This is a genomic window from Lacrimispora struthionigena (assembly GCF_048627165.1).
In the GTDB taxonomy this organism is placed as follows: domain Bacteria; phylum Bacillota; class Clostridia; order Lachnospirales; family Lachnospiraceae; genus Lacrimispora.
The window spans coordinates 2,704,751-2,727,030 of the sequence record NZ_JBMBWP010000002.1; the positions used below are offsets into that span (position 1 = coordinate 2,704,751).

Here is a 22,280-nt window from a genome sequence, read left to right on the forward strand (position 1 = left end):
GGAGTGTATCTGGATATGGGAAAAAAGTGTGTTGGCATAGATGTGGGAGGAACATCTGTTAAGATCGGAATATTTGAAACAACAGGGGAACTTCTTCATAAGTGGGAGGTTGGTACCAGAACGGAAGAGAACGGAAGATACATTCTTGATGATGTGTCTGCTTCCATTCTGGAAACACTTAAAAAGCTTGAGCTCTCTCTTGATGAGATCAAAGGCATAGGAATGGGAGTTCCTGGACCGGTTATGCCGGATGGATATGTAGAAGTCTGCGTCAATTTAGGCTGGCGTGATTTATATCCGGGAAGAGAACTGAGCAGCAGGCTGGACGGAATTCCGGTGCTGTGCGGAAATGATGCCAATGTGGCTGCCCTGGGTGAGATGTGGCAGGGCGGTGGTAAGGGCTACGAAGACATCGTTATGGTCACCCTGGGCACAGGTGTGGGCGGAGGCGTAATCATAGGAGAGAAGATTATTGCCGGCAAGCACGGACTGGCAGGTGAAATCGGTCATATCCATATCCGGGATGAAGAGACAGAACATTGCAATTGCGGCGGCGTAGGCTGTGTAGAGCAGATTGCAAGTGCAACCGGTATTGCAAGGGAAGCGAGACGGAAGATGGCTTCTACGGATATTCCTTCTGCATTGCGGGAGTTCGGAGATAGCGTAACTGCGAAGGAAGTATTGGATGCGGCAAAGGCTGGAGATGAACTGGCAAAGACTGTGATCAATATCGTGGGTCATTATCTTGGTCTTGCACTGGCTCAGATTACCATGGTCATTGATCCGGAAGTATTTGTTATAGGCGGAGGCGTATCAAAGGCAGGACAATTTCTGATTGATGAGATTTACCGCCATTACGATGAATTTACCCCTATATCAAAAAGCAAGAGCAAAATCGTTCTTGCAACACTTGGCAACGATGCCGGTATTTTCGGCGCGGCAAGACTGATTCTTGACTGATGACCATTTATATATTTTTATTATAAATTAAATATGTCTATAAAAGACCTCATTTTCCAATTATCTGGGAATGAGGTCTTTTAAGATAAAAGTAGCTTCATACTATTATTGAATTCTTTTTGATAGATTAATGATTGACAGACCATAAAATAAAGTGGCTGTGAAGACCAGAATGAGGATACTGAGCCACCACGGGACAACAGAGTTACCAAAGTGGAAGGTAACTCCCATATACTCTTTAAATTCATTTAGATGATTTGCTGGTATTTCTGAAAATGAAGCCTCCATGGCCTCTTTCATAAGTACCTGGCGTAAGAGTGAAGCAGCGTGGGATACAGGAAATAATTTTATGACAAATTGTACGGATTTGGGCAGGGCTCCTATGGGGAGATAAATACCTGTTAAAAATCCAATTGTAGTCCCTATTATTGTGCTGGCAGTACTGAATGCGCTGTGGCTTTTGAAAAAGGAAACAATAAAACAGACAATAGAAGTATTTGTTGCTGTTGTGAAAATCACAAGTAATATGACTTTTAAAAGCCCAATAAACGTCATCCACTGCCCTCCACGTAATACTATATATATTTCAGATACAAAAACCGTAATAATCGATAATATTACACCTATTAAAAATGCACTGCCAATATATCCAATTGTAATCTGGCTGCTTTTAATTGGAGCAGAGTAAAAATCCTTGTTAATTTTACGGACTTTATCGTCAATCATAATGCCAAATGCACCCATAGTTGTTGTGATAGACGCGACTGCAAGAAGGCCTGCTAAAAGCCAGGTATTCATTAAATAATTGGTGCCTTTTATATTCTGCATGGAGTCATCCAGCCACACATCGCCTAAAAACACTGCGTATAATGCGATAATGATAAAAATAGCAAGCAGGGAAAATAATACTGCGCTTCTATCGCGAAAAAAGATTTTTAAGTTCCGCTTGATTAAAATATTCATTTCCTTAAATCCCTCCCCATAATACCAATAAAAGCATCATCCATAGTACCTTGTAGAACCTGAAAACTGCTGATGCAGGATTTGCATTTTTCCAATACAGGCAAGGCTTTCATAGTATCAGGCAGATTTATAATAAACTCACCTGCTGAAATGGTAAAATTAAGCTTAAAATCCAACAGGATCTGACGTAATGCGTATTCATTTGATACGGAAAGCCTTAAACAATCGGTGGCATACTTTGATTTTAATTCAACAGGCGTCCCCTTTGCTGCGATTTCTCCGTGGTCCAGTACAATTACATAGTCCGATTCGGCAGCTTCTTCCATGTAGTGGGTTGTAAGAAATACTGTCATTCCTGTTTTTTTCTGAAGCAGTTTAATTGAATTCCAAATGCTTTTTCGTGTTTGCGGATCCAGGCCGGTTGTGGGTTCATCGAGAAAAAGGATTTTAGGTGTATTAATCAGTGCCCGACCAATATCCGCTCTTCGCCGCTGTCCTCCTGAAAGCTTACAATAGGGTTGATCAATAAATTCATTTAATTCGGTTATCTGAGCAGCCTCGTAGACGGATTTCTGAATCAATGATCTGTCCGACTGATAGAATTCCGCCCTTATGAGGAGGTTTTCCCGTACAGTAAGCAACGGATCCAGTACGTTGTCCTGGAAAACCACACCAATTATACTTCTTATAGATTGTCTGTCATGGCAAAGATTAAGTCCGTCTATGGTAACTTCACCGCCGTCAAAATTCATTAATGTGCACAAGATGTCAATGGTCGTTGATTTACCGGCACCGTTACTACCTAGAAATGAAAAAAGTTTTCCTCGCTCAACATAAAAATTAATATTATTCACAGCACATAGACTTGAGTAATTTTTTTGTAAATTTGATACTTCAATAATTTTATCCATTTTTAGTCACCTCTCTTGGTAATCACTGTACCAGAACAATGAAGTGCCGGCAATGGGTCTAAAGGTATGCTGTGAATAGTAAAAGGTAAGTTGTAAAAAAAAGATGGTAAGCTGTAAATAGCCTGCCATCTTTATCGTGATATTCTATTGTGAACGGTAACGCTCTCTAAGTCGATGATTTAGCTTGTCTGCTAATTTTTTATCTTGATATTTGCAAATTATATAAACCATAATATATACAAAAAGAAAAAGCAAAACGAATGTCAGCACTTCTTTGGTGTGGTTAATACTGATCCAGTCCCAAAGGCAGGCAAAATACAAAACTACGGATAAAAGTACTGGCAGGTGTATTGACTTACGAATGTACATCTGCTTTTTACTGAGTTCCTTGCTTGAGTAAAAAAGGAGATATGGAAGATCGCTGACAAAAGCCATCACTAGTATTCCGCCAATGTCATGCAGGGAAAAGCTGGCATCTGGATAAAATACCAGGCAAAATACGTACATAGAAGTAATAATCCCTGTTACTATAATGAAGAAGGAACGAAACATTGTTTTTATCAAATTTTCTATATTCATGCTGACGCCTCCTATATTCCGAGAATTCTCTTTAAATCGCTTACATACTGCCGGGAAATAATAACTTTTTCGTTATTGGAAAGAGTCGCTTCAAAGCGTCCGCTCAGCGCAGGACTTAGCGTTTTGATTTTACTTAAATTAAGCAGTATCGATTTTGATACCCGAAGAAAGTCACTTTTTAAAAGTAGGCTTTCTAATTCATATAATTTTTGTTTTGATTCAAGCACCTTATCTTTGCAATATAGGAAAGTTTTATTATCAACAACTTCAATGTAATAGATCTCTTTCGGTTGAAGACGGTGAATATTAGTTCCATCGTAAGCAATAAGTGCATCATGTAATTTAATCATAGCCAGTAGATGAATCAACTCGTCAGTCATCTCCCGGCATTTAATAATTATTTGGTCTTCTTCCCCGTCTTGTGATTCCTCAATGACAATTTTCAACTTATTTCACCTGCCTGCAGATTTAGAATATAATAATTTATTGTAGCATAAAGGCATTGGTATTACTATCGTAATTACAATAACACTCCATATAATGGAATTACTTTTGATTATCATTATTTGCCCTGAGAGGGAAATGTTCTCACCAAGAGCATGTTAACAGCAGTCATCGCTTATTTACAATTTACTAAATTATGATATAATGGGAATACTTCACAAAGAATAAAACCTTGTAAAATGAGGAGACCCCGGCTGCCAGGCAGTCGGGGCAATTATGAAAAATCTATGTGCAATTTGACTATTTAAGCGTTTTTGTTTGTTTGATTTCTATACAATTAGTATAAAAAATACATGTGAACACAATATGAACGCTGTGTAAACAGATTATGAAATAAAGGAGGAACGCATGGAAGAGAACCGTAGAAACAGGAAAACAATTGTAATTGGACATAAAAATCCGGATACAGATTCCATTTGTTCAGCTGTCTGTTATGCCAATTTAAAAAGGCTGCTGACAAAGGAAGACTATCAACCGGGAAGAGCTGGGCGGGTGAATGAAGAAACCCAGTTCGTACTTAATTATTTTGGAGTTGAGCCTCCGGAGCTGATTGAGAATGTAAAGACCCAGGTACTGGATATTGAGATAAGGGAGACCAGAGGGGTAAAGAAAAACCTTTCTTTGAAAAATGCCTGGAATTTAATGCAGGAGGCCAATGCTGTGACCATTCCTGCTGTGACTGACGATGGAATGCTAGAGGGGCTTATTACAGTAGGTGATATTGCCAAGTCCTATATGAATGTGTATGACAGCAGTATTTTATCAAAAGCCAATACCCAGTATGCTAACATTGTGGAGACTTTAGAAGGAAACATGGTGGTTGGTAATGTCAGCGATTATTTTAATAACGGAAAGGTTTTAATTGCTGCAGCCAATCCTGACATGATGGAATATTATATTGCCAAAGGTGATCTGGTTATTTTAGGAAACCGCTATGAATCCCAGCTGTGTGCCATTGAGATGGAAGCAGCCTGCATTATTGTCTGTGAAGGTGCTGCAGTATCCATGACCATAAAGAAGCTTGCCCAGGAGCGTGGGTGCGCAGTTATGACAACTCCGTATGATACTTACACAGCTGCCCGTCTGGTAAATCAGAGTATTCCCATCAGTTATTTTATGAAAACAGACGGACTGATTACCTTCGAGGTAGAGGATTATATTGACGATATTAAGGATGTAATGGCCAGCAAACGCCACCGCGATTTCCCTGTTCTTGATAAGAATGGAAAATACAAAGGTATGATATCCCGTAGAAACCTTCTTGGCGCCAAAGGAAAGCGTCTGATTCTGGTTGACCATAATGAGCGGTCCCAGGCAGTTGAGGGAATGGAAAGTGCTGAGGTGCTGGAGATTATCGATCACCACAGACTTGGAACTGTGGAAACCATAGCCCCGGTATTCTTCCGCAACCAGCCAGTTGGATGTACGGCTACGATTATATACCAGATGTATCAGGAAAATCACGTGGAGATAGAACCCAAGATTGCCGGTTTATTATGCAGCGCCATCATTTCCGACACGCTGCTGTTTCGGTCTCCTACCTGCACAGAGGCAGATAAGAGGGCGGCTCTTAATCTTGCAGACATTGCAGGGATTGAGGTGGAAAAATACGCTTCATCCATGTTTGCAGCAGGAAGCAATTTAAAAGGGAAAACAGACGGAGAGATCTTCTATCAGGACTTTAAGAAGTTTACATTTGGAAAGGTGAACTTTGGAGTAGGACAGATCAGCTCCTTAAACCCCAAGGAACTGGATGAATTAAAAGAGAGAATGCTTCCTTATATGAAAAAGGCCAGAGAGGAGCATGGGGTAGATATGATGTTCTTCATGCTGACCAATATCCTTACAGAATCCACGGTACTTCTTTGTGAGGGACAGGGTGCGAAACAACTGATTGCAACTGCATTCCGTGCAGAGGACTCCACAGACAGCAGTGAAGATCATCTGGTAAGTCTTCCTGGTGTTGTATCCAGGAAAAAGCAGTTGATTCCTGGTATCATGCTTGCAGTGCAGGAATAGAGGGAGGAATCATGAAAGATAAGAATAACAGAGAGTCCGGGCAGGCGAAGCCATCCGGAAAGATAGACTGGAAGCCTGGAAATATGCTTTATCCAGTACCTGCAGTTATGGTGAGCTGTATGCGCCAGGGAGAAAAGCCCAATATCATTACGATAGCCTGGGCCGGGACGATCTGTTCTTCTCCTGCCATGCTGTCCATTTCCATCAGGCGGGAGCGCTACTCCTATAATATTATTAAGGAAACCCGCGAGTTTGCTTTAAATCTGGTGACTGCCGATTTGGTACGGGCAGCAGATTACTGCGGTGTGAAATCTGGTAGGGACGTGGATAAATTTGCGGATATGAAATTAACCCCCTGTTCTTTAACAAATATAGGAGTGCCGGGAATCGCAGAAAGCCCGGTGATTCTCTCCTGTAAAGTTACAGAGATCAAGCCTCTTGGAAGTCATGATCTTTTTCTCGCTGAGGTAGTAGGGGTAACGGTAGATGACCGGTATATGGATGAGCAGAACAAATTTCATCTGAATCAGTCAAAACTGATTACTTATTCCCATGGAGAATATTTTGAGCTTGGAAAAAAGGTGGGCACTTTTGGCTATTCAGTAAGAAAATCGGATAAGAAGTCAAAGGACAGGAGGAAAAGGAAATGAGAAGAAACCAGAATCTTGACAACATTACCTTAATTGGAATGCCGGCCTCAGGAAAGAGTACAGTAGGAGTTCTTTTAGCAAAGCGCCTGGGCTATTCCTTTGTTGATGTGGATATCGTAATCCAGGAACAGGAGGGAAGGCTGTTAAAAGAGATCATTGCTGAGGAGGGACAAGAGGGCTTTCTTCATGTGGAGAACAGAGTGAATGCAGAGCTTTCCGTTCATAACAGTGTCATTGCCCCTGGTGGAAGTGTGATCTACGGAAAGGAAGCCATGGAACATCTTAAAAATATCAGTACAGTGGTTTATTTAAAACTTAGTTATGAAGCAGTAGAGGAACGGCTTGGTAATTTAACGGATCGTGGAGTTGTGCTGAAAGATGGAATGACACTAAAGGATTTGTACGAAGAGCGGATTCCTTATTATGAAAAGTACGCGGATATCACCGTTGATGAGACCGGAATTGATGCCGGCGGTATCGTTGATGTACTTAGAGGTATATTGGAAGAGCGTTTCGGATTGGAAACATAATGGAAACATAAAGGAATGAAAGCAAGACGTTGAATTGATAAGATTCTGCGTCTTATTTTATTTGTACCAGCATATTTATATAAAAAATGAGGTGATAATGTTAATATATTTAATTTATTAGTTTAAAATATTAAGTAAGTAATTCAAAAATTAACTTATTGATTTTATTATAAGCAATGGATATCGAAAACTATTGACAAATATATAAAAATATCATAAAGTTATAGAAAATTAAGACTAAGGCGTCTGAACAGAAAACAATTCTGCCAGATGCCTTTATTTTTTTAAAATTAATTGCATTGGGAGGTAATTAAATGAAGAAAGCCATGAAAAAAATGGTATCACTGGGAATCTCCGGACTAATGGTCTGGTCTTTGGCCGCTTGTGGCAATTCCAAACCTGCGGCTCCAGTCTCAGGCACAACCCAGGCTGCGGCGGAAACGAAGGCGGCGGAAGCGGCAAAAGGGAATGCATTAAACGTACATATCGATGTGGAGGTTGCTTCCATGGACCCCCAGATAGCGACAGATGGAACATCATTCGAAGTAATTGCGGATACAACGGATGGACTCTATGAACTGGATGCAGACGGGAAACCGGTTCCCGCATTGGCGGAGAGTGTGGATAAGAGCGCAGATGGGCTGACTCTTACCTATCATTTAAGGGATGCAAAGTGGTCTAATGGAACACCTGTTACAGCTAAGGATTTTGTATTTGCATGGAGAAGGGCAGTGAATCCTGTAACGGCAAGTGAATACGCTTTTATTGTTGGAATCGCGGGCATTAAGAACGCAGATGCAGTTTCTTCTGGTGAAAAACCAATAGAAGAACTGGGAGTAACTGCGGTTGATGATAAGACACTGAAAGTAGAACTTGACGTACCGGTGCCATTTTTTGAATCTTTAATGGCTTTCCCAACCTTCTATCCCGTAAATGAAGAATTTTTCACCAAGTGTGGAGATCAGTATGCAAGTACACCGGATACACTGCTGTCAAACGGACCATTTAAGATTACCGCCTATGAGCCGGCAGCAACTACTATTACTCTGGAGAAAAATCCGGATTACTGGGATGCAGGAAAGGTAAAACTTGATGGTATTAATTATCAGGTTATTAAGGATTCCCAGCAGGCAATGCTTGCATATCAGAATGGAGATCTGGACTTAGTTACACTTTCTGGTGAGCAGGTGGAACAGTTCCAGGCAGATCCTGAATTTAAAAATATTATGGCAGGATATTTATGGTATATGTCACCCAATACCAAAGTGGCAGGCCTTGAAAACCTTAATTTAAGAAAGGCATTGTCCCTTTGCTTTGACAAAGAGGCAGTTTGCAAAAATATTTTAAAAGATGGTTCAATTCCGGCATATTTTGCAGTACCAACCCTTCTTGCAACAGGTCCTGACGGAAAAGATTATAGAGAAGATGCAGGAAGCAACTACTTTAAGACAGATAAAGCGGAAGCTTTGAAATATTGGGAAGAGGCGAAAAAAGAACTGGGAGTTGAGAGCCTGACTTACACCATGATTGTGGAAGATACGGAATCTGCCATTAATGTGGCACAGTTCCTTCAGTCAGAAATTCAGACCACGCTTCCGGGAATCACCATTAACTTAGAGCAGATGCCTAAGAAAAACCGTGTAGAGCGGATGCAGGAAGGTACTTTTGAACTTGGTCTTACCCGTTGGGGACCGGACTATGCGGATCCTATGACTTATCTTGACATGTGGATTACCGACAGCCCCAACAACTATGGCTTCTGGTCAAATGCTGAATATGATTCCATTATCCAGTCTGCTAAGAAAGGGGATCTTGCACTTGATCCTGCAGCAAGATGGAAAGCCTTAATTGGTGCAGAAAAGATTGTTTGTGACAATGCAGTGATTCTTCCTGTTTACCAGAAGGGAAATGCAGTAATGCAAAAAGCTGGTGTTGAAGGCGTGGAATTCCACTCCATCGCGATCAACCGTTATTTTAAGAATACAACTAAGAAATAAGACTTTGTAAGTTTTATATTCTGGCTGCCGGAGGGGTTACAGGTCCTGCCTGTTATTCCTCTGGCTGCTTAATTTGGGAGGGTAACGTTTGTGAAACGATATATTGTTAAGAGAATCTGCATTTCAGTAGCCACTTTGCTGGCTATCCTGCTTATATTATTTCTGATGCTGGAATTAATGCCGGGTTCCCCATTCAATGATGAGAAACTAACCCAGTCTCAGGTGGCGCTGTTAAATGCCAAGTACGGTCTGGATAAACCGGTATTCATACGGTTTTTAAATTATGTTAAGAACATGCTGTCCGGTGATTTTGGGGTATCCTATACCATTTCCAAGAATACGTCTATTACTACTCTTTTAGCAACCAGACTTCCTATTTCCATCAGAATCGGAGGGCAGGCAGTTTTACTTGGAACTGTGGTGGGACTGATATTGGGACTCATAGCTGCTTTAAAGCATAATACGATTTTTGATACCATGACAACGGTCATTTCTGTTCTTGGAGTCAGTCTTCCATCTTATGTATTTGCACTGGGACTGTCCTATACTCTTGGCTATCAGTTTAAATGGTTTCCTTTATTGTATCAGCAGCAGGAAGCGGTGAAATCTTCCGTTCTTCCTACCATCTCCTTAGCCATGTTTACAGTAGCAACCGTAGCCAGGTTTACCAGAACGGAAATGCTGGAGGTTCTGGGTTCCGATTATATGCTTCTTGCAGAAAGCAAAGGACTTCCGGGCTGGCGGCTCATACTGATTCATGGATTAAGAAATGCACTGATTCCCATTGTCACAGTTCTGGCGCCTCTTGTTGTCAGTCTGATGACCGGTTCTCTGGTGGTGGAAAAAATATTCTCCATTCCTGGAATCGGAAGCCTTCTGGTCACGGCCATTCAGTCCAATGATTATAATGTGATCGTAACTCTGGCATTTATATACAGTGCCATGTATATCGGAATCATGCTTGCTGTGGATATCTTATATGGTCTCATTGATCCACGGATCAGGCTGGCGAAGGAGGATGACTATGAGCAGTCATAACAGGGAATCAGTATCGTTTGAATTTAAGCCGGATGATTTTATTATGGCTGATAACCGCAGGATTGGAATTGACCGGGTTTATCCGGCACAGTCTTACTGGAAAGATGTTATATCTTCCTTTTTAAAAAATAAAGGAGCAGCAGCGGGTTTTATTGCTATAGTTTTTGTCATTTTTTTGGCAATTGCGGGCCCATATATGAATGGCTATACATACAATGAACAGATCATAGCAAACCAGAATCTTGCACCAAGAGTTCCGGTTCTGGAAAAGTGGGGAATTATGGATGGATCAGAGACCATGAACACCTCCACTGGTAAAGTAACAGTTAACCGGTATGTTGATCCGCAAAAGACTACCGGACTTGAAAATACTTATTACTGGTTTGGTACAGATGTACTGGGCAGGGATATATTTACCAGGACGTTTATGGGAACAAGAATCTCCCTTTACATTGCTTTGGTGGCGGTTCTTGTTGATATGTGCTTTGGTATGAGCTACGGTCTGATCAGCGGATATTTTGGGGGTGCAGTGGATAATGCCATGCAGCGGTTTGCGGAGATTTTAAATGGAATTCCAACCCTTGTCATTGTTACCCTTCTTATGCTGGTGTTAAAGCCAGGGCTTGCAACCATTACTCTGGCACTTGCAATTACCGGCTGGATTGGTATGAACCGGGTCGCCAGAGCCCAGGTTTTAAAGCTGAAGGAGCAGGAGTTTATTCTTGCATCCAGAACACTTGGAGCGGGGGATTTCTATTTGATTTTTAAGGAAATACTTCCGAACATTTTTGGTCAGCTGATCATAATGTCCATGTTTTCCATACCAAACGCAATCTTTACGGAAGCATTTCTTGCATTTATCGGCCTGGGGGTTCCGGCACCGTTAGCTTCTCTTGGGTCACTGATCAGCGATGCGTTTAAGTCCTTCACAACCCATCCCTATATGATCATATCACCAGTGATCGTTCTGGCAGTTATTATGCTCAGCTTTAATATGCTGGCAGATGGACTGAGAGATGCGTTTGACCCGAAGATGAAAGAGATGTAGGAGGCAGATTATGAATAAAGATAAGGTTTTATCAATCAGAGATTTATCCATCTCGTTTCAGACCTCTGCCGGCGAAGTAAATGCCATTAGAGGAGTCAATCTGGATTTATATCAGGGGGAAACGCTGGCTATTGTAGGAGAATCGGGCTCCGGTAAATCAGTGACTGTAAAGGCAATTATGGGTATATTAAGCGGAAACGGAAAAGTAAAGAGCGGAACCATTGATTTTACCTCACGTAAGAGTGGGGAGGAGATAAAAGAAGAACTATTGTCTTTCAGTAAAAAAGAAATGCGCCGCCGGATTAATGGCCGCCGGATCGCCATGGTATTTCAGGACCCTATGACTTCTTTAAATCCAACCATGCCAATTGGCAGTCAGATTATGGAAGGAATGCGTTATCACTATAAAACCAGTAAAAAAGAAGCATATGAAAAAGCGGTGAAACTTCTTGATCTGGTTGGGATTACAGAGCCGGAAAAGAGAATGAAAAGCTATCCCCATCAGCTTTCCGGAGGAATGAGGCAGAGAGTGGTAATTGCAATTGCCTTGTCCTGTGATCCTGAGATATTGATTTGTGATGAACCTACTACTGCTTTGGACGTGACCATTCAGGCTAAAATACTGGAACTGATTAAAGATATTCAGAAGAAAACAGGAATTTCTGTCATCTACATCACCCATGATTTGGGAGTAGTGGCGAAGGTGGCGGATTATGTTGCTGTGATGTATGCGGGGAAAGTGGTAGAAAAAGGGCTTTCTGAGGAGATCTTTTATGATCCCAGACACCCCTACACCTGGGGATTGTTGTCTGCCATGCCGGATTTAGATACCAATGACGAGGTGCTTTATACCATCCCCGGAAGTCCGTTCAATCTGTTAAATAAAACAGAGGGTGATGCATTTGCAGAGAGAAACCGGTTTGCATTAAATATTGATTACCGTATGGAACCGCCTATGTTCCAGGTCACGGAGACTCATTATGCGGCAACATGGCTTCTTCACGAAAACGCACCTGCTGTGTCAATGCCAGAGGCATTAAAGGAAAGAATTAAGAGAATAGGGGAGGAGGTGAATATGCATGGAGGAGAATAGAAAACCGCTTTTGGAAGTGAAAGGTTTAAAGCAGCATTTTAAGCTTGGCAGGAAGTTTTCCATAAAAGCTGTTGATGGAGTTTCTTTTCAAATATACCCAGGAGAAACCTATGGTCTGGTGGGAGAGTCAGGAAGCGGAAAATCTACCATCGGAAGGTCTGTTATCCGTCTGTATGAGCCCACTTCTGGTGAGGTGTGGTTTCAGGGAACAAAAATTTCGGGAAAACTTTCCCCTCAGGATACAAAACATTTAAGAACTAACATGCAGATGATCTTTCAGGATCCCATGGCTTGTTTAAATCCCAGAAAAAAAATTCTGGATATTGTTGCCCAGGGACTTGATATTCACCACATGTACACAACCCTGCAGGAGAGAGAGGAAAAAGTATATCGGATTCTTGATATGGTGGGGCTTTCCAGGGAACATGCCAATCGTTATCCCCATCAATTCTCGGGAGGTCAGAGACAGCGGATCGGAATTGCAAGAGCGCTTATTATGGAACCGGAATTAATTATTGCAGATGAGGCAATTAGTGCATTGGATGTTTCCATTCAGGCCCAGGTTGTAAACTTGATGAAAGAGCTTCAAAAACAGACGAAGACAGCCATATTATTTATCGCTCATGATTTATCCATGGTAAAATATATTTCTGACAGGATTGGAGTTCTCCATTTGGGCCATTTGGTGGAAACGGGGACAACAGAAGAAATATTTTTAAGGCCGATCCATCCCTATACAAGATCTTTATTGTCCGCAATACCAAAACCGGATCCTGTTTCAGAACGGAGCCGGACGGCATTTACTTATGACCTAAAAGGAATGGGGATCGATTATCTGTCGGGGACGGAGCATCACGTAGAGGGTGAGCATTATGTTCTCGGAACAGATGATGAGGTGAAACGGTGGCTGACCGATGATTTCTTACAACAATAAAAAAAGAAGGTATGCACATTGACGGGCATACCTTCTTTTTACTTCTTATCGCTTAATTTAATCTTTTAACTGAAACTGTTTCATCAGAGATTTAAGCATCTGAGCCTGACCGGCCATCTCTTCGCTTGCTGCAGCACTCTCTTCCGACGTGGCGGAATTCGTCTGAACTACGCTTGCAATCTGGTCAATGCCCTGTGTAACCTGGTTGACTGCAGTGGCCTGCTGTTCGGATGCGGTGGAAATCTGGTAAACAAGGTTGGCTACTGTCTGGGATGATAATACAATGCGATCCATGGATTCCTTTGTTTCTTTTGCAATGTGATTGCCGGATTCTATGGAAGCCAGTGCCCGTTCAATTAGTGCAGCCGTATTCTTGGAAGCTTCCTGACTCTTGTTGGCAAGATTTCGAACTTCGTCTGCGACTACGGCAAAGCCTTTGCCTGCATCACCTGCTCTTGCTGCTTCTACCGCTGCATTCAGCGCCAGGATATTGGTCTGGAAAGCAATGTCTTCAATGGTTTTTATAACCTTGCTGATTTCAGAAGATGCTTCGCTGATGGTATCCATTGCAGAATTTAAATGTTCCATTCGTGTTTTACCGAACTCTACCTCGGCAGAAGTCGTTTCAACCTGAGTATTTGTTTCTTTTGCATTCTCAGCATTCTGATTGATATTGCTTGAAATATCGTTGATTGTTGCTGCCAGCTCCTGAATGGAGGAAGCCTGTTCAGTTGCTCCCTGACTAAGCGCCTGAGCACTGCTTGCAACCTGTTCTGCACCGCTTGCAACCTGATCTGATGCCTGAGTGATTTTAATCATAACATCATTAAGGGAATCAGTCAGATCCTGAATGGAAATCTGAACATCCCGGAATTCACCTTTAAATTCTTCCGGATCGTGAGGAATATTAAAATCTCCATCCGCCATCCGCTGTGTGGTTACGGAAATATAATTCATATAGTAGGAAATCCGTTCCATCATGGTTCTCATGCTTTCGGCTAAATGTCCCAGTTCGTCGTTAGAAGTATACTCAACATGACAGTTTAAGTTACCCTGAGCCATCTTGTCAGCTACGTCTTTTAATTCATCAATGGGTTTTATAATACCGCGGGTGATATAGATTGCAATGAATATGGAGATTGCTATGGACCCGAGTATGATAATTATCATGATAATTATGAAGATATTAGTCTGCATTTCCAGCTGATGTGATTTAGCATTGCCGTCATTTGATTTATTTGCCAGCATCGTATTGATGGTGTTGGCGATATCAGCTGCCAGTGGGGCTGCCTGGCTGCGGAAAGTGGACATGGCTTCCTGGGTGGATTTACCTGCAAGTTCTATGGTATTGCTTCGAATACCTTCGTATTTGGTCATTTTTTCAACAAGTTGGCTGTAAAGTTCTTTCTCAGCGGGAGTCTTCATTCGACTCTCTACCTGCTTCATCATCTTATTAATTGTATCAACCTGTGTGCTTAAGTTCTGTTTCTGTTTTTCTGTTTCAGATGCATCCTCTGAAAAGATTATGTATAAAACTGTTGCGCGATGTGCCTGAAATGCCTGCCCAAGGCTTCCGATATCTCCTTGCGCGAAACCATAATCCTGAAGTTCAGTACTATACTCCTGATTAACGGTGCGGATGAGCAGGATTCCTATGGTTCCTGCAAGACCAGAAAATAATACGACAATAAGAAATGTAAGTAATAACCGTTTTCCAACTTTTAACTTTTTCAGCATGTGTTTTCCCTTCTTTACCTCTGTTCTTCATATACCTTTATTCCATAAAAATCCTTAAACGCATTGTAAAATAATTCCGTTTATAACAACATTATATAACAATGGTAAGAATTAGTAATATCCAAAATATGGTATTATTGCAATATTATAATTGCTTTATTGACATTAGTCAAGAACAGTTAATGACAATAATTCCGCATAAGGTCCCCCCCGTTTTAGGGAAGTTTTAACGGTCTTTTCCCTGTGATATCAGAAACAGAATCAGGAGGTGTTTATTGGAATCATTGTTACATCGTTCCCATCCACTGATTCCTGACCGCAGATCTGTTGACTTAAAGCCGTAAACCGTATATGATTAGGCTCGGACTTCACATGATAACTTCTTTTGGTGAGGCAGGAAATTAATCTGTCTGCATATGAGGGGGAATATGATGAGACAAGAAGATAGAAAAAGAAATTTGCTTTTTATCGTAACAATTATTTTGATGTCAATCTATTTAATCTGGAGACTTGTATTTACGCTGCCTTATCATCAGGGCGCATTAAATATGATTTTTGGACTTCTTTTGTATACTGCGGAAGCAGTTACTGTCTTTACTACCTTTGAACTTTTTTACCAGAAAATGCGTATGAACCGGTATCATCTGGAATGCCCGGAAGTACCGGCGGAATATTATCCTGACGTAGATGTTTTTATCGCTACTCATAATGAACCTGCAGATATTTTGTACAAAACGGTAAATGCCTGCACATTTATGGAATATCCGGATAAGAATAAGGTTCACATCTATCTTTGCGACGATGGAAACAGAGAAGAGATTGCGAAACTGGCGGAAGAATTTCAGATTGGATATCTGGGACTTGCTGATAATAAACATGCAAAATCAGGAAACTTAAACCACGCTCTAAGCAGGACCAATTCCCCGTTAATCGCCACATTCGATGCGGATATGATACCACAGAGAACGTTTTTAATGAAAACAGTTCCTTATTTTCTGCTTTCCAGATTTAAGAAAGAAGATGGGGGCTGGAAGTTAAGAGCGGAAGGTGAGATAGATAAAAAATTTCGGATGGGCATAGTCCAGACCCCTCAAAGTTTTTATAATCCGGATTTATTTCAATTTAATCTCTATGCAGAAGGTAACATACCAAATGAACAGGACTTCTTTTCAAAAGAAGTGAACATTATGAGAAATTCTTCCAATGCAGTGGCCTATACCGGAAGCAATACGGTAATTTCAAGAGAAGCGCTGGAGGAAATCGGAGGCTTTCCTTATAACACCATAACTGAGGATTTTGAGACAAGTATACGTATTCAGAAAGCTGGTTATATCACTTATGCAACAGATGAGATTCAGGCAGCAGGACTGACAACGACTACAGTAAAATCCATGTTAAAACAGAGAGTTCGCTGGGCAAGAGGCGTGATTCAGAGCCTGCAGAATACAAAAGCTATCGTTACAAAGAAACTTTCACTGCCAGCAAGAATCACTTATTTAAACAGCTTTTTGTATTGGTGGTCATTTTTTAACCGTCTGATATTTATTCTTTCACCAATCCTGTTTGCCTTATTTGATTTTAAGATTGTAAACAGCGGATTTTGGGATGTAATTGTTTTTTGGCTTCCTGCTTATATTTTTTATAGCACTTCAATGCGGTATTTATCAGGCAATATTAGAAACCAGAGATGGAGTCAGGTCATTGACACGATCTTCATGCCGTATTTGATTATTCCTGTGATACTTGAGACGCTTCATATTCATCAGAGAAAATTTAAGGTTACCAATAAGAAGAGAAATGTGAATGAATCACGGTTTGGCTATATTCTTTATGCGATTCCCCACATAATTCTTCTTATTTTATCAGCAGCAGCCATGATACGGTTTGTTAACGGAAAATATGGCTGGGCACTTTTATACAGCAGCGTCATTATATTCTGGATCGCATACAATATGGTCGCACTGTTTTATGCTATCTTTTTTATGCTTGGAAGACCCGCTTATAGAAAATCGGAACGTTTTATGGCAAATGAAAAAATAGTGGTGGAGTATAAGGGGCAGGAGTATGAGGCTGTCACTGTGGATTTATCTGAGAATGGAGTGGCATTTCGTATGGAAACACCGGTATATTTACCGGAGCAGGAAGTCATTCATTTTACTGTTATTTCCAACCATTATAAGGCCCGTCTTTGCGGGAATATAAAGTATGTGAAAAAGGATGAAGTTGAAGGGGGCTGGCGTTATTCAGCCTTAGTAGAACCTGAAGATGAAGGCAGCAGGCGTCAGTATATGCAGCTTATTTATGACAGGGTTCACAGTCTGCCAATGGAAATGAATCTTTGGATCACTGCTTACGACGATATGATAAGAAATATAAAAAAGAGGATTAGCAAAACATTTTACGATCAGAGAAAATTACCTCGGATACCGGTTAATAAGGAGATTGCTTTTTCCAATGGAGCGACCTGCAAAGTAGTTAATTTTAATTTCAATTATTTTTCTGTTCTGAATTTTGATGCAAAAGGGAATGAGGAAGATCAGTTTGATTATAATACAGAGAAAGGAATCAAACTGACTTTAAAGAGAACAGGAAAATACCGGCAGCATTCGGTGGAAGAGCTGTTGGCAGTTACTAATATTGATGAACTGATTGAAAAAAATCAAATCGATAAAATCCTGTCTGATATATCAAAAACGGACGAAGGTGAGAAATAAAAAATGTTATGGCAGCTTCAAAGTGGATTAATAATTTTGCTGATAGGTTCAATGACTGGTTATATGCTTTTTGCAAAGGAGTTACTTCAGCTTCAGAGTGAATTTATTCCTATTTTCGTTTTTTCCTCTCTGGCCTGCGGGGTTTATTTCGCGGGCCTTGCGGGGTATTTATACCTTGGAGCCGTGATTCTTCTGGCAGGGGGAGTTTTACTTGCGGGAATTTATGGGGTCAGAATTCTATTTAAGAAATATAAAATCCATGCAGAGATTACTTTATTTAAAAGTTTGTTTGTGATTGGCAGCCTGTTCTTTTTTTATCTGTTATACAGGAGCAGGCTGATTCACTATGACAATTTTTCTCACTGGGCAGTGGTTCTAAAGCAGATGTTAAGCACCAATGCATTTCCGGATGCTACCTCTGCGCTGATCGATTTTAAAAATTATCCATTGGGAACTACTTCGTTTATCTATTTTATCTGCCGGTTTGCGGGGCACTCTGAGGCAGTAATGCTGATTGCTCAGGGACTTCTGATTTTTTCCTGTTTTTATGCTTTGTTTGGCGTTATAACCGAGAAAAAAAGGTTTTTACTCTATGCGTTTTTAGCCGCAGGCTGCTCTACACTTTCTGTGTTTAATATTACTATAAGAATCAGCAATCTGCTGGTTGATTTTTTGCTGCCAATTTTTACGTTGGTTTTATTTGCTGTTGTTGATCGTTATGAGAAACAATTGGTAAAGGCATGTTTTGTAATAGCGCCCGTTGCCGGGCTTTTAATGATTATTAAGAGTACTGGAACGATCTTTGCCGGGATTGGGTTTTGTTATCTTATATTTATATGGTTAAGAAACAAGGATAGAGATTTGGTTAAGAATGGATTTGCGGTACTTTTTTCCATTGGAGTGGCATTGATTCCCTGGTTATTATGGAGCTGGCATATGGCCGCGGCCTTCAAGGGAGTTGAAAATAAGTTTGATGTGACGCGGCAGGTGGATACCGTATTTGGTGGGAAAACTCAGGAGGAAGTCAGACAGATTGTTAGTCTGTTTATACGGTCGGTTTTTGATTTGAAAAGCAGACCGTTTATGGGGATTTTGGCGTTTAATCTGATGGCAGCGGGAGGCAGTATATTTGCCTGGGCAGTGTTGAAAAAGAACTGGAGACTATGGAAGGCTTTAATTGCACTGGATGTTGTAGTTATAATTTATTATGCTGGTATATTGGGTCTGTATATTTTCTCCATGCCTTCTGATGAGGCTCTCAGGCTGGCGGGATTTGAACGTTATGCTTCCAGCATTGTAGTTCTTTTTGCGGGAGGTCTGGTTTTATGCGCAACCGGGGATCTGGAACGAACTTTTTATTATAGAATCGGACAGGTTTCGGATTTGATGGCTTTTAAAAGTGTGGATAGCAAGGATCGATATCAGAAAGGGGTTATTGTCTGTATTGCATTAGCGGTTGTTCTTCTGATGTCGGAGTTTAATGGTATGAAGACAATACAGGAATCTTATACTTCTACATTGCCTTATAAGGTACGGCAGGTCACGGGAGACCGGTGGTATCAAGATGGGAAGATGGATGAGAGCAGGTATTTGTTTTATGCAACGGATGCGGACGGACAGGTAACGGATTATTATCTGCAGTATATTGGGAAATACATGCTTTTTGCGCCTCATGTGGATGGCATCTGCGCTTTCTATGAAGATAATATGGACAATCTTCTGAGTGGGTATGATTACCTGGTGGTGGTGGAGAGTGACGTGGAGGTGCGGTATTTGCTTAAGAAGCATTATGGGGTAGCGGGGGAGGTTGGGGTTTATCGGGTTGAGAGAGATGGGGGGAAGGTAGTATTAATCGAGAATTGTAAGGGTTGATCAAAGAGATGGATTATTAAGTATTAGGTAACATTAGGCTTTTTTGTTAAGTTAAAGATATTTTCCGATAGAATGTGATATAGCCCCTATATTTTCTTTTAGGTCTAATCTATAGGGGCTAGTTTATTAATTTGACTGAATATTATTTTATAGTAGATTTAAGAAATGTTAATGCCATTTTTAACAAGTAATTCTTTGACTTCATTTCTAATTATTATAGGAACCTCATCCAAAGTTTTATAAGTTACTCCAGTTTTAAGACTTGTCTCAATTAGGTCCGCATAGATATAAGAAATTACGTTCATAATTAGTTATCTCCTTTCATGTGTTCATACATTTCTACCAACATCTTTTCAAGTTTTAATATTTTGCTCTCGAGTTTTAATTTATCCTCATAAGTATCCGCCAGTACGAGTTGTGAATTTAATAATTTTCCATGTAGTAAGTCTATGTTTTCCTGTTCAGAGGGGATATATGCGACCTCCTTTACCGTGCCGTCTTCTAGAACGTGGTAGAATTTATTATTTTCGTATCTATCCCCAACGGTCGATGCATATTTAGTTGTATCTGTTGCAAATGCGTCATTTCCGAATGATGCTCGGGCTAATAAATTTGCTAGTTCATAATTTTCACATTCAAACCTATTTTTCACTATGTTTTCATAAATTAATGCATAAGTCATATGATTTTCACCTCTTTCTATCCAATATATCTGATTAAGCATACTCCTGAACCACCATTACCTCCAAAGTGCGTGGTTGAACTTTTAAATCCAAGTCCAGTTGCACCGCCACCACCACCACTACCTGTACCAGGCGTACCAGGAGTTGCGTTTGATATGGTGGCTTGTGCCCCGGTACCACCGCCACCGCCACCGCCACCGCCGGGAAGTTCTGTATCTCTATCTTGACCGCCACCACCACCACCACCCCCTGCGTATAGTGTACCATTATATTCTCCAAAAGCTCGTGTTGTGCTATGTTGACCATACCTGGGGGAGGCGCCTGATTTATATCCGGTATTTGTTCCACCGTCATTTCCATCTGTTCCGCCATAACCTCCCACTGAATATGCTGCATTCCCTGTTGTGGTATAAACCCCAGAGCCGCCACCAGAGCCACCAATACTGCGATCACCACCAGCTGCTATACATATTGTCTGTTGGTTATATACGAAATTACTAACACTGCCAGCATATCCAGTAAAAGAACCGGATTCACCTCCAATCCCTCCACTTCCGACATTAATATAAATAACTCCTCCAGGGGACACATTAAAATTATATAAAGTGGCTGTTTTTCCACTATTTCCACCCCAACCTGCATATGTACCGGAATCATGCATACCCTTATCTCCAGCCTGACCACCACCTACAGCAAATAAATCTACCGAATAAACATTGTTAGGAACAACCCAAGCGGTGCTTTGGGTGAACACTTGAGTTATTTTATGAATAGTTATACTGGTTGCTTTTGTAATATTACTAATCCATTCTCCACTATTTCTAGTTGTGTAACTAAAAGCTGTAAAATAATAAGTAATCCCCACACTAAACCCATCTACTATTGCATTTGAAATTCCAGATGCATTTGCATTGTTTCCAAAACCTTTATAATATCTTGTCCCATCAGAGATATTAGTAGGATAACTACCTGTTTTTCCAATAATAATAACACCAGAAAAAGGACCTCTTGATGGATTCTGCCAAGTAAACATAATTTTGGTAGCTGAGTATGGGGTACAACTAAAAGACAGTATACTTTGTAAGTAGACTGTACCCGTTATGGAATATCCATTTACCCAGGCTGTTTTCCCGCTTATAATATCGGAAGAAGAGGCAGTAGCTAGTGTCTGGCTCCTTAGACTGTTTGCTTCCACCGAGAAATCCTGTGCATGATACCCCTTTTTTACCAGAAATAAACTTCCTGCGTTAAGGCTCTGATTTCCGGTAGTTCCGTTATTTGCCATTGTACCAGTACCAATCTCATCGTTGGTATCCGATCCTACATATGTCTTACCACTTAATACAGTATCCTTTGTAGCGGAAACTTCATCGGAACCAATTCCCCCGCCACCACCAATATTTGTTACACCACATTTAGCCATTTTTTCTCACCACCTCTATATTCCTAATATTTAAAGTACGTTTAGGTGATTTACTGGCTTCCAGAACAAGATTGCCTGCGCCGGTATCATCTTTCACAACAATAAAAGCCTTTGCCGCTGCTACCATGCTGTCGGAACTGAAGTAAACATTCACCGTATCATTTTCCTCAATTTTATCCGAATTAAAAGTATAGGTAAGATTACTATCCCATGCCGTAACCGGAATAGATAATTTGGTAGCAATGGATACACCCGTCAGATAATCTGTTTTTTCCGCAGAATAAGAATTCAGCTTTTTTTGGTCTTCAGCCGGACTGTCATTTATGCCAACAGTTTTCTGTGCGACATCTTGTATCATTGCATCCACTTCCTCTTTAAAAAACTTTTGAGTTGCTTTTACTCCATCGAGTAAGGTGTTAAATTTGTCTGCATTAAATAAAGACTTAGTCAGATTAGGATACTTTTCCTTTATAGCAGCCATAGCATCCACATCATTGTTAATCCAAGCCTCATTGTATTGCTCAATAGCCGGACGCATAGTTGCAGATACGTCCTGCATGCTGGGCAAGTCGCAGATTTTTTCAGGAAAACTGCTGTGAGGATATTCTGAATAACTCATTTTTAA

Annotated in this window: 19 protein-coding genes; 11 read left to right on the forward strand and 8 right to left on the reverse strand. The window is 40.8% G+C overall.

The genetic code is table 11. The features are described 5' to 3' along the window. Positions 1-15 precede the first annotated feature (15 nt). Complete coding sequence (locus tag ACOAOT_RS21640; RefSeq protein WP_420218837.1) at positions 16-960, forward strand: ROK family glucokinase; 945 nt, start codon at positions 16-18, stop codon at positions 958-960. A gap of 105 nt (positions 961-1,065) precedes the next feature. Here the strand turns inward: ACOAOT_RS21640 and ACOAOT_RS21645 are convergent, their stop codons facing one another. The 4 genes from ACOAOT_RS21645 to ACOAOT_RS21660 form a co-directional block, all read right to left on the reverse strand. Next, entirely contained in the window at positions 1,066-1,923 is an 858-nt protein-coding gene (locus ACOAOT_RS21645) for an ABC transporter permease (protein ID WP_420218838.1), read from the reverse strand. Then, positions 1,920-2,834, reverse strand: coding sequence for an ABC transporter ATP-binding protein (locus ACOAOT_RS21650; protein WP_420218839.1), 915 nt, complete (start codon positions 2,832-2,834; stop codon positions 1,920-1,922). The genes ACOAOT_RS21645 and ACOAOT_RS21650 overlap by 4 nt, the downstream gene beginning before the upstream one ends. A 144-nt stretch (positions 2,835-2,978) precedes the next feature. Further along, on the reverse strand, positions 2,979-3,413 hold the full coding sequence (locus ACOAOT_RS21655; protein ID WP_420218840.1) for a DUF3021 domain-containing protein: 435 nt from the start codon (positions 3,411-3,413) through the stop codon (positions 2,979-2,981). An 11-nt stretch (positions 3,414-3,424) separates the two neighbouring features. Next, positions 3,425-3,859 (reverse strand): LytTR family DNA-binding domain-containing protein, encoded by a 435-nt coding sequence (locus tag ACOAOT_RS21660; RefSeq protein ID WP_420218841.1) that lies wholly within the window; start codon positions 3,857-3,859, stop codon positions 3,425-3,427. A gap of 406 nt (positions 3,860-4,265) precedes the next feature. Between ACOAOT_RS21660 and ACOAOT_RS21665 the strand changes: the two genes are divergently transcribed. The 8 genes from ACOAOT_RS21665 (at position 4,266) to ACOAOT_RS21700 (ending at position 13,226) form a co-directional block, all read left to right on the forward strand. Beyond that, the gene (locus ACOAOT_RS21665) at positions 4,266-5,936 is read left to right on the forward strand and encodes a putative manganese-dependent inorganic diphosphatase (protein ID WP_420218842.1); all 1,671 of its coding nucleotides are present in this window, start codon (positions 4,266-4,268) and stop codon (positions 5,934-5,936) included. Positions 5,937-5,947: 11 nt separating this feature from the next. Then, the gene (locus ACOAOT_RS21670; protein ID WP_420218843.1) at positions 5,948-6,586 is read left to right on the forward strand and encodes a flavin reductase family protein; all 639 of its coding nucleotides are present in this window, start codon (positions 5,948-5,950) and stop codon (positions 6,584-6,586) included. Then, complete coding sequence (locus ACOAOT_RS21675) at positions 6,583-7,116, forward strand: shikimate kinase (protein WP_420218844.1); 534 nt, start codon at positions 6,583-6,585, stop codon at positions 7,114-7,116. Before ACOAOT_RS21670 ends, ACOAOT_RS21675 begins: the two co-directional genes overlap by 4 nt. 314 nt (positions 7,117-7,430) lie before the next feature. Continuing rightward, the gene (locus tag ACOAOT_RS21680) at positions 7,431-9,113 is read left to right on the forward strand and encodes a peptide ABC transporter substrate-binding protein (RefSeq protein WP_420218845.1); all 1,683 of its coding nucleotides are present in this window, start codon (positions 7,431-7,433) and stop codon (positions 9,111-9,113) included. Between the two features lie 90 nt (positions 9,114-9,203). Continuing rightward, the gene (locus ACOAOT_RS21685; protein ID WP_420218846.1) at positions 9,204-10,151 is read left to right on the forward strand and encodes an ABC transporter permease; all 948 of its coding nucleotides are present in this window, start codon (positions 9,204-9,206) and stop codon (positions 10,149-10,151) included. Continuing rightward, positions 10,138-11,199 (forward strand): ABC transporter permease, encoded by a 1,062-nt coding sequence (locus ACOAOT_RS21690; protein ID WP_420218847.1) that lies wholly within the window; start codon positions 10,138-10,140, stop codon positions 11,197-11,199. The genes ACOAOT_RS21685 and ACOAOT_RS21690 overlap by 14 nt, the downstream gene beginning before the upstream one ends. 10 nt (positions 11,200-11,209) lie before the next feature. Next, the gene (locus ACOAOT_RS21695; RefSeq protein ID WP_420218848.1) at positions 11,210-12,292 is read left to right on the forward strand and encodes an ABC transporter ATP-binding protein; all 1,083 of its coding nucleotides are present in this window, start codon (positions 11,210-11,212) and stop codon (positions 12,290-12,292) included. Then, on the forward strand, positions 12,279-13,226 hold the full coding sequence (locus ACOAOT_RS21700) for an ABC transporter ATP-binding protein (protein WP_420218849.1): 948 nt from the start codon (positions 12,279-12,281) through the stop codon (positions 13,224-13,226). Before ACOAOT_RS21695 ends, ACOAOT_RS21700 begins: the two co-directional genes overlap by 14 nt. Before the next feature lie 57 nt (positions 13,227-13,283). Here ACOAOT_RS21700 and ACOAOT_RS21705 read toward each other — a convergent pair whose 3' ends face one another. After that, positions 13,284-14,963: a methyl-accepting chemotaxis protein gene (locus tag ACOAOT_RS21705; RefSeq protein WP_420218850.1), complete on the reverse strand. Its 1,680-nt coding sequence runs from the start codon at positions 14,961-14,963 to the stop codon at positions 13,284-13,286. A gap of 428 nt (positions 14,964-15,391) precedes the next feature. On the opposite strand from ACOAOT_RS21705, the gene ACOAOT_RS21710 reads away from it, so the two are divergent. Next, positions 15,392-17,677 carry a glycosyltransferase gene (locus tag ACOAOT_RS21710; protein WP_420218851.1) on the forward strand — a complete coding sequence of 762 codons (2,286 nt, stop codon included), beginning with the start codon at positions 15,392-15,394 and terminating at the stop codon, positions 17,675-17,677. Positions 17,678-17,713: 36 nt separating this feature from the next. After that, a complete protein-coding gene (locus tag ACOAOT_RS21715; protein WP_420218852.1) occupies positions 17,714-19,549 on the forward strand; it encodes a glycosyltransferase family protein in 1,836 nt (611 codons plus the stop codon). A 307-nt stretch (positions 19,550-19,856) separates the two neighbouring features. On the opposite strand, the gene ACOAOT_RS21720 is transcribed toward ACOAOT_RS21715, so the two are convergent. Genes ACOAOT_RS21720 through ACOAOT_RS21730 form a run of 3 tightly spaced genes read right to left on the reverse strand, consistent with a single transcriptional unit; the run spans position 19,857 to position 22,274 of the window. Beyond that, entirely contained in the window at positions 19,857-20,231 is a 375-nt protein-coding gene (locus ACOAOT_RS21720; RefSeq protein WP_420218853.1) for a hypothetical protein, read from the reverse strand. Between the two features lie 17 nt (positions 20,232-20,248). After that, positions 20,249-21,655: a glycine-rich domain-containing protein gene (locus tag ACOAOT_RS21725; protein ID WP_420218854.1), complete on the reverse strand. Its 1,407-nt coding sequence runs from the start codon at positions 21,653-21,655 to the stop codon at positions 20,249-20,251. Next, positions 21,648-22,274: a hypothetical protein gene (locus ACOAOT_RS21730; RefSeq protein WP_420218855.1), complete on the reverse strand. Its 627-nt coding sequence runs from the start codon at positions 22,272-22,274 to the stop codon at positions 21,648-21,650. The genes ACOAOT_RS21725 and ACOAOT_RS21730 overlap by 8 nt, the downstream gene beginning before the upstream one ends. Positions 22,275-22,280: the final 6 nt, after the last annotated feature.

Coding starts and splice junctions, on each gene's coding strand:
- ACOAOT_RS21700 (WP_420218849.1), top strand. CDS start 12,279: ATGGAGGAGAATAGAAAACCGCTTTTGGAAGTGAAAGGTTTAAAGCAG.
- ACOAOT_RS21695 (WP_420218848.1), top strand. CDS start 11,210: ATGAATAAAGATAAGGTTTTATCAATCAGAGATTTATCCATCTCGTTT.
- ACOAOT_RS21730 (WP_420218855.1), bottom strand. CDS start 22,274: ATGAGTTATTCAGAATATCCTCACAGCAGTTTTCCTGAAAAAATCTGC.
- ACOAOT_RS21655 (WP_420218840.1), bottom strand. CDS start 3,413: ATGAATATAGAAAATTTGATAAAAACAATGTTTCGTTCCTTCTTCATT.
- ACOAOT_RS21675 (WP_420218844.1), top strand. CDS start 6,583: ATGAGAAGAAACCAGAATCTTGACAACATTACCTTAATTGGAATGCCG.
- ACOAOT_RS21720 (WP_420218853.1), bottom strand. CDS start 20,231: ATGACTTATGCATTAATTTATGAAAACATAGTGAAAAATAGGTTTGAA.
- ACOAOT_RS21725 (WP_420218854.1), bottom strand. CDS start 21,655: ATGGCTAAATGTGGTGTAACAAATATTGGTGGTGGCGGGGGAATTGGT.
- ACOAOT_RS21650 (WP_420218839.1), bottom strand. CDS start 2,834: ATGGATAAAATTATTGAAGTATCAAATTTACAAAAAAATTACTCAAGT.
- ACOAOT_RS21670 (WP_420218843.1), top strand. CDS start 5,948: ATGAAAGATAAGAATAACAGAGAGTCCGGGCAGGCGAAGCCATCCGGA.
- ACOAOT_RS21710 (WP_420218851.1), top strand. CDS start 15,392: ATGATGAGACAAGAAGATAGAAAAAGAAATTTGCTTTTTATCGTAACA.
- ACOAOT_RS21680 (WP_420218845.1), top strand. CDS start 7,431: ATGAAGAAAGCCATGAAAAAAATGGTATCACTGGGAATCTCCGGACTA.
- ACOAOT_RS21640 (WP_420218837.1), top strand. CDS start 16: ATGGGAAAAAAGTGTGTTGGCATAGATGTGGGAGGAACATCTGTTAAG.
- ACOAOT_RS21690 (WP_420218847.1), top strand. CDS start 10,138: ATGAGCAGTCATAACAGGGAATCAGTATCGTTTGAATTTAAGCCGGAT.
- ACOAOT_RS21645 (WP_420218838.1), bottom strand. CDS start 1,923: ATGAATATTTTAATCAAGCGGAACTTAAAAATCTTTTTTCGCGATAGA.
- ACOAOT_RS21665 (WP_420218842.1), top strand. CDS start 4,266: ATGGAAGAGAACCGTAGAAACAGGAAAACAATTGTAATTGGACATAAA.
- ACOAOT_RS21705 (WP_420218850.1), bottom strand. CDS start 14,963: ATGCTGAAAAAGTTAAAAGTTGGAAAACGGTTATTACTTACATTTCTT.